The sequence below is a fragment of the Cryobacterium sp. TMN-39-2 genome (genome assembly GCF_004402745.1).
GTDB lineage: Bacteria > Actinomycetota > Actinomycetes > Actinomycetales > Microbacteriaceae > Cryobacterium > Cryobacterium zongtaii.
Window position 1 is genome coordinate 106,273 of sequence record NZ_SOFX01000042.1, and the last position, 14,772, is coordinate 121,044.

At 68.4% G+C, this 14,772-nt stretch carries 16 protein-coding genes; 2 read left to right on the top strand and 14 right to left on the bottom strand.

Translation table 11 applies throughout. The features are described 5' to 3' along the window. Position 1: 1 nt before the first annotated feature. Positions 2-1,594 (bottom strand): sodium:proton antiporter, encoded by a 1,593-nt coding sequence (locus tag E3O57_RS16105; RefSeq protein WP_165787994.1) that lies wholly within the window; start codon positions 1,592-1,594, stop codon positions 2-4. Positions 1,595-1,716: 122 nt separating this feature from the next. Between E3O57_RS16105 and E3O57_RS16110 the strand changes: the two genes are divergently transcribed. Beyond that, positions 1,717-2,127: a low molecular weight phosphatase family protein gene (locus E3O57_RS16110; protein ID WP_103461262.1), complete on the top strand. Its 411-nt coding sequence runs from the start codon at positions 1,717-1,719 to the stop codon at positions 2,125-2,127. Here the strand turns inward: E3O57_RS16110 and E3O57_RS16115 are convergent. From E3O57_RS16115 to E3O57_RS16175, 13 genes are all read right to left on the bottom strand, one after another. Continuing rightward, complete coding sequence (locus tag E3O57_RS16115) at positions 2,124-3,359, bottom strand: RNA polymerase sigma factor (RefSeq protein ID WP_103479886.1); 1,236 nt, start codon at positions 3,357-3,359, stop codon at positions 2,124-2,126. The genes E3O57_RS16110 and E3O57_RS16115 overlap by 4 nt on opposite strands. A 26-nt stretch (positions 3,360-3,385) precedes the next feature. Next, positions 3,386-3,811, bottom strand: coding sequence for a YciI family protein (locus tag E3O57_RS16120; RefSeq protein ID WP_103479885.1), 426 nt, complete (start codon positions 3,809-3,811; stop codon positions 3,386-3,388). A 93-nt stretch (positions 3,812-3,904) separates the two neighbouring features. Beyond that, positions 3,905-4,711 carry an HAD family hydrolase gene (locus E3O57_RS16125; protein ID WP_103480059.1) on the bottom strand — a complete coding sequence of 269 codons (807 nt, stop codon included), beginning with the start codon at positions 4,709-4,711 and terminating at the stop codon, positions 3,905-3,907. A 5-nt stretch (positions 4,712-4,716) separates the two neighbouring features. Continuing rightward, positions 4,717-5,877, bottom strand: coding sequence for a cysteine protease StiP family protein (locus E3O57_RS16130; RefSeq protein ID WP_103461259.1), 1,161 nt, complete (start codon positions 5,875-5,877; stop codon positions 4,717-4,719). Further along, positions 5,874-7,289, bottom strand: coding sequence for a phosphoribosyltransferase domain-containing protein (locus E3O57_RS16135; RefSeq protein WP_174776353.1), 1,416 nt, complete (start codon positions 7,287-7,289; stop codon positions 5,874-5,876). The genes E3O57_RS16130 and E3O57_RS16135 overlap by 4 nt, the downstream gene beginning before the upstream one ends. Then, positions 7,286-8,476: an HpcH/HpaI aldolase/citrate lyase family protein gene (locus E3O57_RS16140; protein WP_088457530.1), complete on the bottom strand. Its 1,191-nt coding sequence runs from the start codon at positions 8,474-8,476 to the stop codon at positions 7,286-7,288. The genes E3O57_RS16135 and E3O57_RS16140 overlap by 4 nt, the downstream gene beginning before the upstream one ends. Before the next feature lie 6 nt (positions 8,477-8,482). Continuing rightward, the gene (locus tag E3O57_RS16145) at positions 8,483-9,226 is read right to left on the bottom strand and encodes a hypothetical protein (protein WP_103461257.1); all 744 of its coding nucleotides are present in this window, start codon (positions 9,224-9,226) and stop codon (positions 8,483-8,485) included. A gap of 3 nt (positions 9,227-9,229) precedes the next feature. Beyond that, positions 9,230-9,781, bottom strand: coding sequence for a TerD family protein (locus E3O57_RS16150; protein WP_103461256.1), 552 nt, complete (start codon positions 9,779-9,781; stop codon positions 9,230-9,232). Further along, a complete protein-coding gene (locus E3O57_RS16155; protein WP_103461255.1) occupies positions 9,778-10,290 on the bottom strand; it encodes a hypothetical protein in 513 nt (170 codons plus the stop codon). Before E3O57_RS16155 ends, E3O57_RS16150 begins: the two co-directional genes overlap by 4 nt. Positions 10,291-10,323: 33 nt before the next feature. After that, positions 10,324-11,526, bottom strand: a complete 1,203-nt coding sequence (locus tag E3O57_RS16160) for a toxic anion resistance protein (protein ID WP_088457526.1) — start codon at positions 11,524-11,526, stop codon at positions 10,324-10,326. A 51-nt stretch (positions 11,527-11,577) separates the two neighbouring features. Then, on the bottom strand, positions 11,578-12,156 hold the full coding sequence (locus E3O57_RS16165) for a TerD family protein (RefSeq protein ID WP_103461254.1): 579 nt from the start codon (positions 12,154-12,156) through the stop codon (positions 11,578-11,580). Positions 12,157-12,210: 54 nt separating this feature from the next. Then, positions 12,211-12,801 carry a TerD family protein gene (locus E3O57_RS16170; RefSeq protein WP_088457524.1) on the bottom strand — a complete coding sequence of 197 codons (591 nt, stop codon included), beginning with the start codon at positions 12,799-12,801 and terminating at the stop codon, positions 12,211-12,213. Positions 12,802-12,944: 143 nt separating this feature from the next. Next, complete coding sequence (locus E3O57_RS16175) at positions 12,945-14,126, bottom strand: TerC family protein (protein WP_103461253.1); 1,182 nt, start codon at positions 14,124-14,126, stop codon at positions 12,945-12,947. Between the two features lie 150 nt (positions 14,127-14,276). Between E3O57_RS16175 and E3O57_RS16180 the strand changes: the two genes are divergently transcribed. Beyond that, positions 14,277-14,771, top strand: a complete 495-nt coding sequence (locus E3O57_RS16180; protein WP_103431394.1) for a MarR family winged helix-turn-helix transcriptional regulator — start codon at positions 14,277-14,279, stop codon at positions 14,769-14,771. Position 14,772 lies beyond the last annotated feature (1 nt).

Sequence of the window (14,772 nt, forward strand, 5' to 3'; positions counted from 1 at the left end):
GCTAGTCCAGCACCGGCGTCACCCCGGCTTGCAGGGCATCGAGCTCGCCCTGCACGTCTCTGGCACTGCCCGGGTAGACCTGCCGGGCCCGAACCGCCGCCGTGAGCGCGGCTCGCTGCAGGTCGAAGTACTCGCCGCTGGTGGGGTCGTCCCGGCCGGCGACCGCGGCGGCGGTCACGGCGCGGGCCTCGGCTCGGCCCACCTCCACCTCGGCGTCTTCGGCACTGGTGTCGATCCGCAGCTTCTTGGCCAGCAGCGGCAGCGTCGAACCCTGCAACAGCAGGGTGCCGACGGCCACGATGAAAGCGACGGTCTGGATGATGGTGCGACCGGGAAACGGCGCTCCGGAGGCGATGGTGAGCGGGATACCGCCGGCGGCGGCGAGGGTGATGATGCCGCGCATGCCGGTCCAGGAGACGAGGAGGTTCTCCGCGGGGGTCAGCACCGTGACGTGGCCGCGGTCCCTGCCGCCCTGCCGCCGCAATGGACCCGACCGGCCGCCCCGCCCGGGACCGCCCCGCCCGCGCCGCCGGCGCCGGACCAGGGGGTCGAGGGAGGCGGCCATCCGCCTGGCGTAGATCAGGAGCGCGAGTTGGGCCCGGCCGTAGCTGAGGTACACCCAGGCGAACCTGCAGAGGATGACCGCGAGCAGCACGATCAGGCCCAGGCCGATGGTGGACCAGGTGGGGGTGTTCGACTCGGCGAGGTCGTCGAGCACAAACCTGAATTGGAGCCCCATGTAGGCGAAGACGAACGCCTCGAGGATGAGGTCAACGACCGGCCAGAGTGCGGCCTCCTGCAGCCGGGTGCGGTAGGCGGTGGAGGGCTGGGTGGACTCTCTGCGGCCGAAGTGGGACAGACTCACGGTGAAGCCGGCCGCGACGACGGCGATGATGCCGGAGGCATGCAGCTGCTCGGCCGCGAAGTAGGCCAGAAACGGCACCAGCAGGTTCAGACCGCTCTCGATGGTGGGGTTGCCCACCTTGGCCCGTACCGCGACGACGACCCGGCCGATGATGACACCGAGGATCAGTCCGATCGCGGCCTCCCAGCCGAAGAGCAGGAACGGGTTTTCGATGAACTCCCGGTCGCCGGTGACGGCGGCTACGGCCACGGCGAACAGGGTGAGCGCCGCCGCGTCGTTGACGAGGCTCTCGCCGGTGAGGATGGAGATCGTGCGCCGCGGCAGGCCGATCTCGCGGCCGTGGCTGACGGTGGTGACCGAGTCCGGCGGCGACACCACGGCGGCGAGCACGAGCGCGCCGGCCAGACCGAGCTCCGGGGCGATCCACGAGGTGAGGAAGCCGACGACCACGGTGGTGAAGATCACCAGGCCCACGCCGAGCCCGAGGATGCTGCGCAGGTTCTTGAGGAACGCGAAGAACGAGAAATTCAGGGTGGCCGAGTAGAGCAGCGGCGGGATCACGACCCCGAGGATCAGCTCGGGGTCGAGTTCGAGCCGGGGCAGACCGGGGATGAACGAGATGGCGGCCGCCAGGGTGACGGTGACGATGCCGGCCTGCAGGCCGCGCAGGTGGGCGAAGGCGGCGATGACGAGCGCACCGGTCATCACGAGGAGCAGCTGGACGTCCATGGTGCCTGTCTTTCCGCGAAGAGGTGTCGTGCCAGTCTTCCCTATCGGCGGCGCGGTGACGGTGAGGTGAGACGCAGGGCGAACCCGACCGGTGCGCAAGCCGCGGTGGGTACGATTGCTGCATGACCGAGACCCGTATCCCATCCGTTCTGTTCGTCTGCCAGAAGAACGGTGGGAAGTCGCAGATGGCGGCCGCACTGATGAGGGCAGCGGCGGGGGACGGTGTCGAGGTGTTCTCGGCGGGAACGAAGCCCGCGGCGGCCCTGAACGCTCAGTCCGTGGAGTCACTGGCCGAGCTGGGAATCGGCGTCGGAGACGAGCAGCCGAAGGCCATCACCGCGGCCATGGTGGCCGCTGCCGACGTCGTCGTGATCCTCGGGTCTGAGGCGCAGGTCGATGAGGTGGCCGGAACGAGGTTCGAGACGTGGATCACGGACGAGCCCTCCGAGCGCGGCATCGAGGGCATGGAGCGCATGCGACTGGTCCGTGACGACATCCGCGCCCGCGTCGACGAGCTCCGCGCCCGCCTCTAGCCCTGCGCGTCGGCCTTGGCGAGCAGGACGTCACGTTCCTGCGTGTTCGCGGTGAGGGCGGCGGCCGTGAGGAACTCGGCCCGGGCCTCCTGAGCGCGGCCGAGCCTGGCCAGTAGTTCGCCGCGCACACTCGGCAGCAGGGCCGAACCACGCAGTGCGCCGTCGTCGGCGAGGTCGTCGACGATGCGCAGTGCGGATGCGGGACCGGTCGCCATGGCCACCGCTACCGCCCGGTTGAGCTCAACCACCGGGTTCGGCGCGATCCGGCCGAGTGCCTCGTAGAGCAAGACGATCCGGTCCCAGTCGGTGTCCGCCACGCTGGGGGCCCTCGCGTGGCACTGGGCGATCGCGGCCTGCAGGGCGTAGCTGCCCCGGCCGCGGCCCAGCGCGTCGGCGCGGGCGAGGGCGGCCTGCCCACGGGCGATCTGGCCGTGGTCCCAGCGGCGGCGGTCCTGATCGGCCAACAGGATGGGCGTGCCGTCGGCGCTCACCCTGGCGCCGAACCTGGAGGCCTGCAGCTCCATCAGGGCCACGAGGGCGTGCGCCTCGGGCTCCCGCGGGGTGAGACCGGCGAGTACCCGAGCAAGCCGCAGCGCCTCGTTCGCGAGGTCGGTGCGCAGCCAATGGTCGCCGGACGTGGCCGCGTAACCCTCGGTGAAGATCAGGTAGACCACCCTGAGCACGGCGCCGAGCCTGGACCGCCACTCGCTCGGGTCGGGCACCTCGAAAGGCACCCCCGCCGCGGCGAGGGTCTTCTTGGCCCGCAGGATGCGCTGCTGGATGGTGGCCACCGGCACCAGGAACAGCCGGGCGATCTCCTCGGTGGTGAGGCCGCCGATCAGCCGCAGCGTCAGCGCGACCTGAGCCTCGCGGGCGAGCACCGGGTGGCAGGCGATGAATACCAGCCGCAACACGTCGTCATCGATCGGTTCCCCAGCATCCGCGGCGGTGCCGATGCCCACCAGATCATGGGCCATCGCCCGGTACCTCTCATCGAGGCGTTCGCGTCGCCGCCAGGTGTCGATGGCCTTGCGCTTGGCGACGGCCGTGAGCCAGGCCCCGGGGTTCCGGGGGATGCCCGCCTCCGGCCATTGCCTGAGCGCGTCGACCACCGCTTCCTGGGCGAGATCCTCGGCCAGCACCACATCGTTGGTCATCTTTGCGAGCGTGGCGACGATCCTGGCGCCCTCGATGCGCCAGACCGCGTCCACGGTGCGCCGCGGATCGGCCATGACCCCAGCCTGCCGGCCGAAGCCCGCTAGACCTGGCCGCTCTCGGCGCGCCAGAGCTCCTGCTGCGCAAGGATCGGGTTGTCGGCCGCCTCACCGAAATCGCTCATCTCGGTGACCCGGCGTACCTCGAGCTTCGACCCCGGTCCAAGCGGGCACCGGCTCGCCCACTCGACGGCCTCCTCCTTCGACGCGACCTGGATCATCCAGAAGCCGCTGAACAGTTCGTGGGTTTCGCCGTAGGGGCCGTCGGTCACGATGGGTGGGTCTGCGGCGAAGTCGACCACAAAATTGTCGGCCATCGAGTCGGCCAGACCGTCGCCGGCGAGCATCACGCCGGCCTTGAACAGGGCCTCGTTGTAAGCACCCATCTTCTCGATGATCTGATTGATGTCCGCCGTGTCGTAGTCCTGACGGGCCGCTTCGGTTGCTCGCATGATCAGCATGTACTTCATCGGGTTCTCCTCACTCGTGGAGGGCGCCGAGTGCGTCCCTCTACATGATGCGTCGAACGGGGCGGGCCTGGATCGACAGGACGGGAAAGAAATTCAGTTCGACAGCACCTGCCGGGTGATGGAGTGCAGCAGTTCCTCCCCGGCCAGGATGCCCCGCCGGGCGGTCACGGCCAGGTTGTGCCTGGTGAAGGCCGCGTCATGCAGTTCGCCGTGCGCCGGCCGGAAGGCGAAGTGCGCCTCCTCCAGCATCCGCTGGTCGAGGAGCGAGTCGCCGGCGGCCAGCACCGTGGGGGCGCCGAGCCGGCGGTGCACCTCGGCTACGGCGGCGCTCTTGTTCACGGCTTCCGGCACACAGTAAAGCTTGCGTCCCTGCACGGAGACGGTCCAGCCGAGCGCCCGGCACCGCAGGTGCAGCCCGGCGATCCAGTCCGCGGGCATCGCCTCCCGGTCGATGATCGCGTAGGTGAACAGGTCCTCCGCGGTGTGCACCCGCACAATCCACTCCCCGGCGGCCGGATCCTCGAGCAGGGCCCTGACCTCGGCCAACGGAGCCGCTTCCGCGCCCAACCGGGCCTGCAGTGTGTGCGACCACGCCGGATCGACCTCACCGTCGACCAGGATCGTGCCGCCGTTTGTGGTGATGGCGAAGCGCGGCACCGACCCCGGCAGCTGCACCCGGCTGTACTGGGCGACGGTGCGGGTGGTGACCGGCACGAACATGGCGGTCGCGGCGAGGTCGAGCAGAAGCTGCTCGGCGGCGCGTGTCATGAACGAGATCGGCACGCCCTGATAGACCTCGGAGACGACGATCGGTGGAGCCTGGGCGTCGGTCGTCTCGAGCCAGAAGGCGCGCGATGAGTAGATGAGGGTGCGGTCGAGATCGCAGGCGACCAGGGGCATGCCGGTCACTGTGCACCCGCAATCCCGCGACCGGGCCGAATGAGCCCGACACAGCTGTACGGCAGGTCGGGAACGACCTCGATCGGGACGCCGCGCTGCTCGGCCAGCAGCAGCACGTGCGCGACATCCGCCACGGCATCCGCCCGCACCAGCACCTTCCAGGGCACCCGGCGCAGCAGGACCCGGGTGGTCTCGCCGACTCCCGGCTTGACCAGGTTCACATCGTTGATGCCGTACTCGGTGCTGATCTTCTCGACAGCCTTCCAGCCGACCCACGACGGGGTGCGGTCCTCGCCGCTCGCCGCCGCGACTCCGGCGGCGACGTCGGCGGCGACATCGGTGAAGTAGCCGCAGACGGTGTCGAGAAAGTCGCCCGAGACGTCGTTGGGGCTCAGCTCGGCGTAGAACTTGGCGCCGTGGAACTCGTCCTCGCCGATCAGGTCCCGGTTGAAGACGGTGCGGGACACGAGCCCGGACACCGTGGAGTTCAAGCAGGCGGACGGGATCAGGTAGTCCTCGCGGGTGCCGTGGATGGTGACGCAGTGTCCTGGGTCGGCCAGCACTGCCAGGTCGTCCCTGAAGAACACGCCGTCGGTCCGGCCGAACAGGGCGATCGCCGCGGACAGCTCCCGCGCGATGGCGCCCTTGCCGGTCCAGCCGTCGACGAAGATGATCTGCTCGGGATCGTGGTGGGCGGCGAGGTAGCGCAGGGCGGTCTGGTCCAGCCCCACGCCGCGCACGATGCTCATCGTGTAGTGCGGCACGTCGATCCCGCGCGCCTGCTGGGCCCAGCGCCGCATCAGGATGCCTATCGGGGTGCCGGCCCGGGCGAGGGAGACGAACACCGGCCGGTCACCGCGGGCGGCGAGGGCCAGGTCGGTGACGACGCCGACGGCCACAGCGAGCCGGCGGCCGGAACGCTGAAGCGCCTCCCGGTAGAGCGCCTCGTATTCCGGCGACGGCAGGTACTCGATGGGTAACGACTCGGCGTAGTTCGCCGCCCCGGTCTGGATGGCGTGCTCGCGTTCCTCGGCCGGTGCCTCGAGGGCAACGCCCTGCAGGTCCTGCAGCAGCCAGCTCACGTCCTCGGCGGCGTATGAGCCGAAGGCGGGGCCGCTGAGCGGATGCGGCAGCAGGGCCGCCGGCGGGAGAGGGCTGGTGGTCACGGGGTGGGTATCCCATCGGTGGGGGCTGAAGCGGTCAGGAGCACGACCACGATGCGGTCGCTCACGCGGCGGAGGGCATCGATCACGCCGTCGGCACCGGTCAGCCGGGCGGGGTCGGTGCCGGGTTCCGGCATGAACACCACGGTGCCGAACCGGTGATGGCCGGCGGTGAGGTTGTAGGCGAATCGCACGCCGGCGCCGTCGGAGGTGGTGTCGTGGCTGCGGAAACTGATGGCGCTTCTGATCGGGTAGTCGGCCGCATCGAGGGCGGCGATCGGCGATCGGGTGCTGGTGGAGAACCTGACGAACAGCGGCGCGGCGGCGCGTCCGAGCTCGTCCGCGGTCAGCATCGGCAGGGCGATGAACTCTTCCGAGCCCAGGACCAGGACCCCGCGGTCGTCCACGGTCGCCTCCCCGGCGGGGAGCAGGGCGGCCACACGATTGGCGACCGCCGCGGCGAGGGCGGCGTCCGCGGGTGCCGTGGTGCCGAATCGGGCGCTTCGCAGCGGGGCGAGGTCGGTGCAGTCGAGCAGGTGCACCTCGCCGGCAGCGGCGGGCGCCGGGGTAATGACGGGCATCGACTCGATCATCCGGCCGGCACGGGGAAGCACGTCGGCGGGGAGCCCGATCGAGCCGGCGGCCAGGCAGACCACGGAGATGCGGGTGCCGAGCGTGGCCGCCAGCTCGTCGAAACGGCCGAGGTCGGCGGGGGACCGCAGGTCGATCAGCGAGGCGATCACCCAGTGCGATTGCGGGATGAGGGCATGCAGCGCCGTGATCGTGTTGATCACCGTGGTGCCGGTGCTCAGCTCGTCGTCGACCAGAATCGTCGTGCCGCCCGCGCGCAGCCAGTGCGGGTCTGTCGGCAGCAGGGCATGCTCGGTGGCGTGGGAGTGTTCCTCGGCGAAGCCGGCGAACGGGGTCGCCCCGGCCGGCGCGTGCCGGGTCGAGTGCAGGTAGTAGGCGCCGAGGGCGTCCGCGACGAGCTGGCCGAGGCCGGTGGCCGTCTCGGCGTAGCCGAACGTCACGACGTCCGGTTGCGGCGCCGTCGCGGCGCGGATGTCGCGGCGGAGGTCTGTCAGATCGCGGTGGGCCTGGGCCAGGGATTCCGCATCCGTGGACTCGGCCTTCTCGGCCAGCCGGGCCACCAGAACAGCGAATCGGTCGCCCAACTCGTTCGCGGCCGGAGGGCCGCCGCTGACGACCGCGGAGACGAGCAACCCGAGCAGTTCCCCGGCCGCCAGGGCGATGCCGGGCACCGTCGGCACGTGTTTGGCGAGCACCGTGGAGACGAGCAGATGGGCGCGCTTGGGGTTGTGGCGGAGGGCGATGCCGACGAGTTCGTCGACGCCGAGGATGCTCCGGGTGTGGTCGGTGGCCACGTGAATGTCGAGGGCCGTTGCCACCGTCACCGCATGCTCGCTTCGAGGAGGTCGACGAAGGTGGTGGACTCCGAGGCCACCCCGAAGGCGTCGGCGCGCAGCATCGTCTTGTGCGCCCACGCGGAGTGCGGCTTGGCCTCGTTCATCTTGTTGCCGTACGGGGACGCGCTGGCTCCGCCGCCCACGTTGTCGAGAATGACCGCAGCGTCGAGGAACTCCTCGTGGCTCACGACAGACAGGGCGTGCACCACCGACACGTGGGTGGGGTGGATCACGGTTTTACCGAGGAGCCCGTTGGCCTGGTCGAGGGAGATCTCGCGGATCAGCCCGTCCAGGCCGCCCAGCATCAGCCGGTGCCGGAGTTCTCTCTCGTTGGCTTCGACGAACGGGGTCATACGCAACTGCGGACGGAGGATGCGCTCGGTCTCGTAGTGCTCCCACACCGTGCCGGTGATCACAAAACTGTCGTCTGACCGGCCCAGCACGTTCACGATGTCGGAGATCATCGAGGCGACCACCTTGACGTCGTACACCGTGAGGTCGCGCGAGCGGCGCAGTCCGAAGGCGCTGGACAGGTCGGTCGCGCCGATGCGCGCGGCCAGCACGTCCTCGCGGTTGTCGTGCAGAATCGTGCGGATCGACGCGAGCGCCGAGGTGCGCGTCTCGCTGTGGATCATGTTCGGAGACTCGAGAATGGGCATCAGCCGCAGCCGTTGGCCGCCCCGTGAGCCGTCGGCGCCGCTCTGCCGCTGGATCTCGCGGAGCGCAACGAAGAACCCCTCGGCATAGCCGGTTTCGTTCTCGAACTTGGGGACCACGAATCCGCTGAGCAGAGCCAGGCCCGCACCGCAGGACTCGGCCACCCGCAACATCTGTTCCGGGGTGCGCACCCGCACGAAGAGCAGGGGGAGGGCGGTGTCAGGCTTGTCCGTCGCGGTGCGGTGCAGGGCTCTGATCGCTTCGGCGACGTTGATCTCCGCGGCATCCACTGCGCTGTCGGCGATCGAGTCCTCGAGGCAGAGCACCATGCTGACGCAGCCGCGCGAGGCCTGTTTGATGACGTCGTCGGCGATAGCGGGACGGTCGCCGGGGCAGTAGAGCGTGGCGCCGAGGAACGCGGCGAGCAGCGGGGCGGGCGAGTCGACCGAGATTTCCTGGGGCCGCCGGTGGAAGAGCTGGTCGGTCTGGGAGTCATCGAGGAAGGCGAAGTGGCGCATGGGGGATTATCGGCTCCGGGACTCTCGAGTAGCGACGTGGGGGGTGAGGGTGAAACCGAACTGGCTCAGAATCGCTTCGTCAGACGCCGTGCGGTCCACGGGTTCCGCCCGCAATTCGACGAGGTTACCGACCCTCAGCAAACAGAGGATGAACATCCGTGAGTCGTCACCCCGTGCCGTCGTGACCGTGGAGCCGTCGAAGATCTGCACGCCGAGGGTGTGCGGTCCGCGTGCGATGAACAGGGCGCGTCGCAGCCTCTGCAGGTGGCGCAGGGAGACGATCGCATCGGCCTCGTCGAATCCCACCAGCGGCCGATTGCCGGCTGTCGTCACGGGAGTGCCGGCGGTGTCGCCTGCAGCGCTCTCCGAGCCGGTCACCCGGTCGGCGTCCTCCCACACGGCGAGGTCGGCGCCGCTCACGATGAGGCTGCCCACAGCGGACTCGCGGGCGTTGAGCCGGAGTACCGGCTCGTTCTCGCCCAGTTCGCGAACCTCGTCGATCGTGGGGGCCGGGAAGGGAAGCGAATCCGGCGAGACGGTGGCCGGCGCCGTCGCGACGGATGCCGGGCGGGCCGGTGATGCTGCTGTGCCCGTCGTCGCGGGGGCGAGAGACAACCCGGCGGATGCGGCCCGACGAGGTTCCGGCTCGGTGGCGGCGGCATCGCGCGCGACGGCGGCCGGCGCTGCGGGCTTGACGCGGCGGCGCAGGAACCCAATGTCGGTGCGGACCGGGGAGCTGTTCAGTGCCACCGGTCAGAGGTCGATCCGGAAGTCGGCGGCGACCCCGCGCAGGCCCGTCGAATAGCCCTGGCCGAGGGCACGGAACTTCCAGTCGTCACGGTGGCGGTAGAGCTCGCCGAACATCAGCACGTCCACGGTGCGGTACTCGCCGGACGGGAGAACAAAACGCACCAGCTCGCGGTTGTCGCGGGTGGCCACCCGGACGTACGCGGATCGGACCGAGGAGAAGTTGCCGGCGCCCCGCACGTCGGGGTCCACGTAGACGACGAACACGATCTTCGCGACCTCGGCGGGCACCCTGGCGAGGTCGACGTCGATCTCTTCGGTGTCCAGGTCGTCGCGGAAACCGACGGAGCCGTCCTGGCTGACGATCTGGTTGAAGAACACGAGATGGTCGTTGGAGAGCGACTTGCCCTGGGCGTCACACAGGATGGCCAGGGGCACGAGCTCGGACTGCGGACCGCGGCTGGGGATGATCTCCCATCCGAAGCCGATCATCAGCTCGGTGAGCCCCGGGTTCTCGGCGGTCAGGGCGGCGTTGGCCCCCGGGATCAGTGAGGTCATCGTCCGTCCAACGTGAGGGTAGGAGCCGCGAACTTGTCGGCCAGGAAACGCCCGTGGGTGGAGAGCTCCGCGATGGCGCCGATGCGAATCTGGTTGAGCAGGTCGCCGATGGTTTCCTCGAGGATCCCGAGTTGGGCCGAGAACTGCAGGGTGGCAGCGGAGGTGTTGGTGCGTTCGGCCTCTGGCAGAGCGAGGTAGGCCCGCAGCGGGGTCGGCAGGTAGTCCCGGATCATCGCATCGAGCAACACCCGCTGCTCGGTCGAGGCGTTCTGGGCGGCGACCATTTCGATGACGCGACGGAGCAGGTCGTCGATCTGGGCGAGCCTGGAGGTGAGCAGGGTGGGCAGTTCGCCCCCGGAGCTCCGAACGGCTGCGCGCAGCTGGTCGAGGGCGCGCCGTGTCGCTTCATCCTCGGATTCCACGACGGCAGCCGGCTCCACGGCCGCGGAGTGGGCATCCGTCGTCGCCGGACCCTTGAACAGAGAGTCTACGAACTTGCCGAACGCCATGCCCTCACCGTCCTCGTTACGTTGCCCGATTGTCTAGCGTAGCTCGCGCTGTTCCCCCTGCTTGCTGCGTTCCAGGTAGGGCTTCGCCTTCTGCAGTCCGGTTTCGAGGGCCGAGACCGTGCCCTCCATGTTTTTGGCGGCAGCGGCGCGGAAGGTGTCGATCGCGTCCATGGTGGCGAACACGTTGTCGAAGGCCTTCTGCAGCGTCTCGACGCTCACTCCGGAGTTCGACGCCTGCTCGTGGATGCGCACGGTCTGGTCCTTGAGCATCTCGCTGGTCTTGAGGATCATGTTGTTGGTGGTGGTGTTGATCGCGTCGATCTGGTCGAGCACCATCTTCTGGTTGGCCAGGGCCTGCGCCACGATGACGGCCGTGCGGAGCGCCGCGATGGTCGTCGTGCGCGCCCGGTCGACACCCTTGATGAGTTCCAGGTTGTTCTTGCGGATCAGATCCATCGCCAGGTAGCCCTGCACCGACACGGCGAGCTGGGTGAGGATGTCCTGGTGCCGCTGGCGGATCGGGAAGAGCACGTCGGCTTCGAGCTTCTGTGCTTCGTCGATGCGACCGGCCGACCGCGAGGCGTCGATCTTCTCGACGGTGGCGTTGTCCAGGGCCTTGGCGAAGACCGCGTACTCGCTCAGCGTCTGCATGGTCTCCCAGAGCTGCACCTTCTCACCGGCCAGCGACGCGTTGTCCTTGAGGAGTTCGTCCTGCCCGCTCATCAGCGACTTGATGATCGCGTCGAGCTGGGTCTGGGCTGACTCGTACTTCTGGAAGTACTTCGCCAGCTTGTTCCCGCCGGGGATGAAGCCCAGGATCTTGCGTCCCATTCCGAGGTCGGCGTCGTTGGGCGTGAGGTCCTCAACGGTCGAGCGCAGCTCACCGAGAGTGTTCGCCACGGTGATCTGCGCGCTGTTGCCGGTGCGCTTGGCGCCGGCGACCGAAGTCGACGAGCGCTCGAGCATGCGGGTGGAGTAGCCGCTGGACTGCACCATCTCGGCGCTCGCGAGGCCGGAGATGCCCTCGATCTTCGCGCTGAACTCGGGGGTCCGCGGATCCAGGGACGAGACATCCGCCACGAACTCCCGCGCCTGACGGGCGATCTCCTGCTGCCGCTCGGCCGGAACCGGCACCATCCCGGGCGCGTCGTCCGCCACCACGATGTCCGGTGCATCCGGCGCTTTCAGCACCAGGGCCAGCTCGGAGGCGTCCGGGGGAGAGAGGGGTGAACTCATGCGTGGTCCTGTCTGATTCTGGTGCGGCGGGCGGCGACGAGCGTGGGCCGGTTAGTCGAGGGAGATGCCGAAGTCGGTGGCGATGCCCGCGAGTCCGGTGGTGTAGCCCTGGCCGACGGCCTTGAACTTCCAGTCGGTGCCGTTGCGGTAGACCTCGGCGAACAGCATGGCGGTCTCGGGTGCCGCGTCCTCGCTCAGGTCGAACCGCACGATCTCCTGATCGTCCTGGTCGACGATGCGGCAGTACGCCCCGCGCACCTGGCCGAAGTTCTGGCGGCGTGCGTCGGCCTGGTCGATCGAGACCACGATCACCACGCGGGAGACGTCGCTGGCCACCTGACGCAGGTCGATGTTGATCTGCTCGTCGTCGCCGTCCCCGGCTCCCGACCGGTTGTCACCGAGGTGCACAACCGACTTGTCTGCCGAGGAAGGCTGGTTGTAGAAGATGAAGTCGGCGGAGGAACGCACCTTGCCGTTGTCGCCGATGAGGAGCGCGGAGGCGTCCAGGTCGAAGGCTTCGCCGCTGGTGGTGCGCGGGTCCCAACCCAGGCCGACAGTCGCGACGGTGAGTCCGGGGCTGACCTTGGTCAGCGAGAGGTTGTTGCCTTTTGCGAGTGTCAGACCTGCCATGGGAATTTTCTCCTTGTGTGTATGGGGTGGGTGAACGGCCGTGCGGTGGCGCGGTTAGAGGACCTTCGCTGCCGCGGTGAGCAGGTCCATGGCCGAACGGCCGGTGGCGCGCTCGCCGATGGCCTTGAAGGTCCAGCCGGTGCCGTCGCGGGAGACCTTCGACATGATCATGGCGGTGTGCGGGCCGCTGTCGGTCAGCTGGTAGCGGGCGACCTCAGGGGTGCCGGCGGACGAGTCGTCGACGAGGCGGCTGAACGCGTTCTCGACGAGGTCGAAGGTCTGCTGGCTGTAGCTGCTGATGACGAACACGATCTGCGAGACCGCCGCGGACACCTGGGCGAGGTCGACGAGGATGGTTTCGTCATCGCCATCGCCGGCCCCGGTCAGGTTGTCGCCGGTGTGGCGGGTCGAGCCGTCCTTGCTGCTGAGCTGCTGGAACCAGACGGTGTCGAGGACCTTGCCGGCGGCGTCGAAGAAGATCGCCGAGGCGTCGAGGTCGACCTCTGCGGCCTTGCCGCGACCGAACAGGCCGCGCTTGACGGGGGCGGCGCTGTCCCAGCCGAGGCCCATGCGGACCTTCGAGAGGCTGCCGCCATCCGCCTTGGTCAGCGAGAGCGACTGGCCCTTTGACAAGCTCAAACCCATTGTGTACTCCTTCGTATGACGTTTTGTGTTGGTCAGCGCCAGTGCGCGCCCAGTCTAGAGGCCACCGGCACGGAAAATCCTGTACGGAGCGGGCGGCGAAGCGGCGACAGCCGCGCGCATCGCCGCCCGCTCCGTGGGTGGTGCTACTTCGCGACGCCGGCGTGGGCGTTGTGCGCCTCGGCCAGCAGCGCCTGCAGCTCTTCGTCTTCGGCGGCACGAGCCCGGTGCTTGGGGGTGAGCAGGCCCAGGGCGCGTTCGTGGGCGACGACGAGAGCGTAGGTTTCGTCGCGCGTCTCACCCTTGCCGCTGAAGTCGCCGGTCAGGTACTTCTTGGCCGAAGCCTTGCTGAGCGCGATCGCGCTGTGCGCGCGGCCGGCCGGGCTGACGAGCGAAGCGATGACTGTGACCGTGAGAACACCGATGATCACGGCGAGCGAGACGCCGGTGCTGATCTCGAAGACCGGGACGTGCTCGCCGCCGTTGATGAACGGCAGCGTGTTCTCGTGCAGGGCGTGCAGCACGAGCTTGATGCCGATGAAGCCGAGGATCGCGGCCAGGCCGTAGCTGAGGTAGATCAGGCGGTCGAGCAGGCCGTCGATGAGGAAGTAGAGCTGGCGGAGGCCCATGAGCGAGAACGCCGTCGCGGTGAAGACGATGTAGACGTTCTGGGTGAGGCCGAAGATCGCGGGCACGGAGTCCAGCGCGAACAGGAGGTCGGTGCCACCGATGGCGACCATGACGAGAAGCATCGGCGTCATGACCTTCTTGCCGTTCTCCCTGGTGAAGAGCTTGTCGCCGTCGTACCGCTCGGTGGTGTGGAACAGGCGCTTCGCCAGCCGGATGATGAAGTTGTCGGCCTCGTCGCTCTCGGCTTCGGGCTTCAGCAGCTTGACCGCGGTGTAGATGAGGAATGCGCCGAACAGGTAGAACAGCCAGGCGAACGAGTTGATCAGCGCCGCGCCGAGGAAGATGAACCCGGTGCGGGCGATCAGCGCGAAGACGATGCCGAAGAGGAGCACCTTCTGCTGGTCGGCGCGAGGCACCTTGAAGCTGGCCATGATGATGAGGAAGACGAAGAGGTTGTCGACCGACAGCGCCTTCTCGGTGATGTAGCCCGCGAAGTACTCGGTACCGAGCGTGCCGCCGCCGAAGAAGAGAACACCGAGTCCGAAGGCGATCGCGATGCCCACATAGATGGCGGACCACTTGGCGGCCTCGGGGAGGGTCGGCTCGTGAGCCTTGCGCACGTGGAAGAAGAAGTCGAAGGTGAGCAGGGCGACGATGCCGAGGATCGTGAGGAGCCAGACGTAGCCGGGTATGTCCATGGGTGGTGTTCTCCGCGGGGGTAGTGGTGTGATTAAGTTGGGGTCGCCCAACCATTCGCATCCCAACCGAAAGGTAAGGTAGCTCCACTATGTTAGTTGGATCCGTCCAACTATTCGCACAGCCTCCGAAAAGTCAGGAAACTTTCAGCCATGGTGTACAGCCGGGAAACCGCTCCAACGGTCGGTGAGGCTCTGGAATCGGCCCTGTCGACCATCCTTCGCTGGTCGACGCGCGCCGACAATAAACGGATGCTGCACGATTCGAGCGGTGCCGCCCTCTCCAGCACGGACTCCTGGTTGCTGGAACGCGTCGTCGTCGCCGGGCCGCTGCGGATGTCGAAGCTCGCGGGCTGGATGGCGGTGGACAAGTCCACCATGACCACCGAGATCCGGCGGCTGGAGAAATCCGGACTGGTGAGTCGGCGATCCGATCCGACCGATCGGCGGGGCGTGCTCATCACCGCGACGGAAGAGGGGCGTACCGCTATCGCCCGGCACCGCCAGCTCGCCCAGGACGTGTACGGAACCCTGGTCGGCAAGTGGACTGAAGAGGACCGCACCGAGTTGGCCCGGTTGCTCGGTCGTTTCGTCGACGAGCTCTCCTGGGTGACCGATGCGGTGGCCAGGCACAACGAGTCGATCTGAC

Coding starts and splice junctions, on each gene's coding strand:
- E3O57_RS16160 (WP_088457526.1), bottom strand. CDS start 11,526: ATGAGTTCACCCCTCTCTCCCCCGGACGCCTCCGAGCTGGCCCTGGTG.
- E3O57_RS16155 (WP_103461255.1), bottom strand. CDS start 10,290: ATGGCGTTCGGCAAGTTCGTAGACTCTCTGTTCAAGGGTCCGGCGACG.
- E3O57_RS16165 (WP_103461254.1), bottom strand. CDS start 12,156: ATGGCAGGTCTGACACTCGCAAAAGGCAACAACCTCTCGCTGACCAAG.
- E3O57_RS16180 (WP_103431394.1), top strand. CDS start 14,277: ATGGTGTACAGCCGGGAAACCGCTCCAACGGTCGGTGAGGCTCTGGAA.
- E3O57_RS16150 (WP_103461256.1), bottom strand. CDS start 9,781: ATGACCTCACTGATCCCGGGGGCCAACGCCGCCCTGACCGCCGAGAAC.
- E3O57_RS16170 (WP_088457524.1), bottom strand. CDS start 12,801: ATGGGTTTGAGCTTGTCAAAGGGCCAGTCGCTCTCGCTGACCAAGGCG.
- E3O57_RS16105 (WP_165787994.1), bottom strand. CDS start 1,594: ATGGACGTCCAGCTGCTCCTCGTGATGACCGGTGCGCTCGTCATCGCC.
- E3O57_RS16175 (WP_103461253.1), bottom strand. CDS start 14,126: ATGGACATACCCGGCTACGTCTGGCTCCTCACGATCCTCGGCATCGTC.
- E3O57_RS16110 (WP_103461262.1), top strand. CDS start 1,717: ATGACCGAGACCCGTATCCCATCCGTTCTGTTCGTCTGCCAGAAGAAC.
- E3O57_RS16140 (WP_088457530.1), bottom strand. CDS start 8,476: ATGCGCCACTTCGCCTTCCTCGATGACTCCCAGACCGACCAGCTCTTC.
- E3O57_RS16120 (WP_103479885.1), bottom strand. CDS start 3,811: ATGAAGTACATGCTGATCATGCGAGCAACCGAAGCGGCCCGTCAGGAC.
- E3O57_RS16125 (WP_103480059.1), bottom strand. CDS start 4,711: ATGCCCCTGGTCGCCTGCGATCTCGACCGCACCCTCATCTACTCATCG.
- E3O57_RS16115 (WP_103479886.1), bottom strand. CDS start 3,359: ATGGCCGATCCGCGGCGCACCGTGGACGCGGTCTGGCGCATCGAGGGC.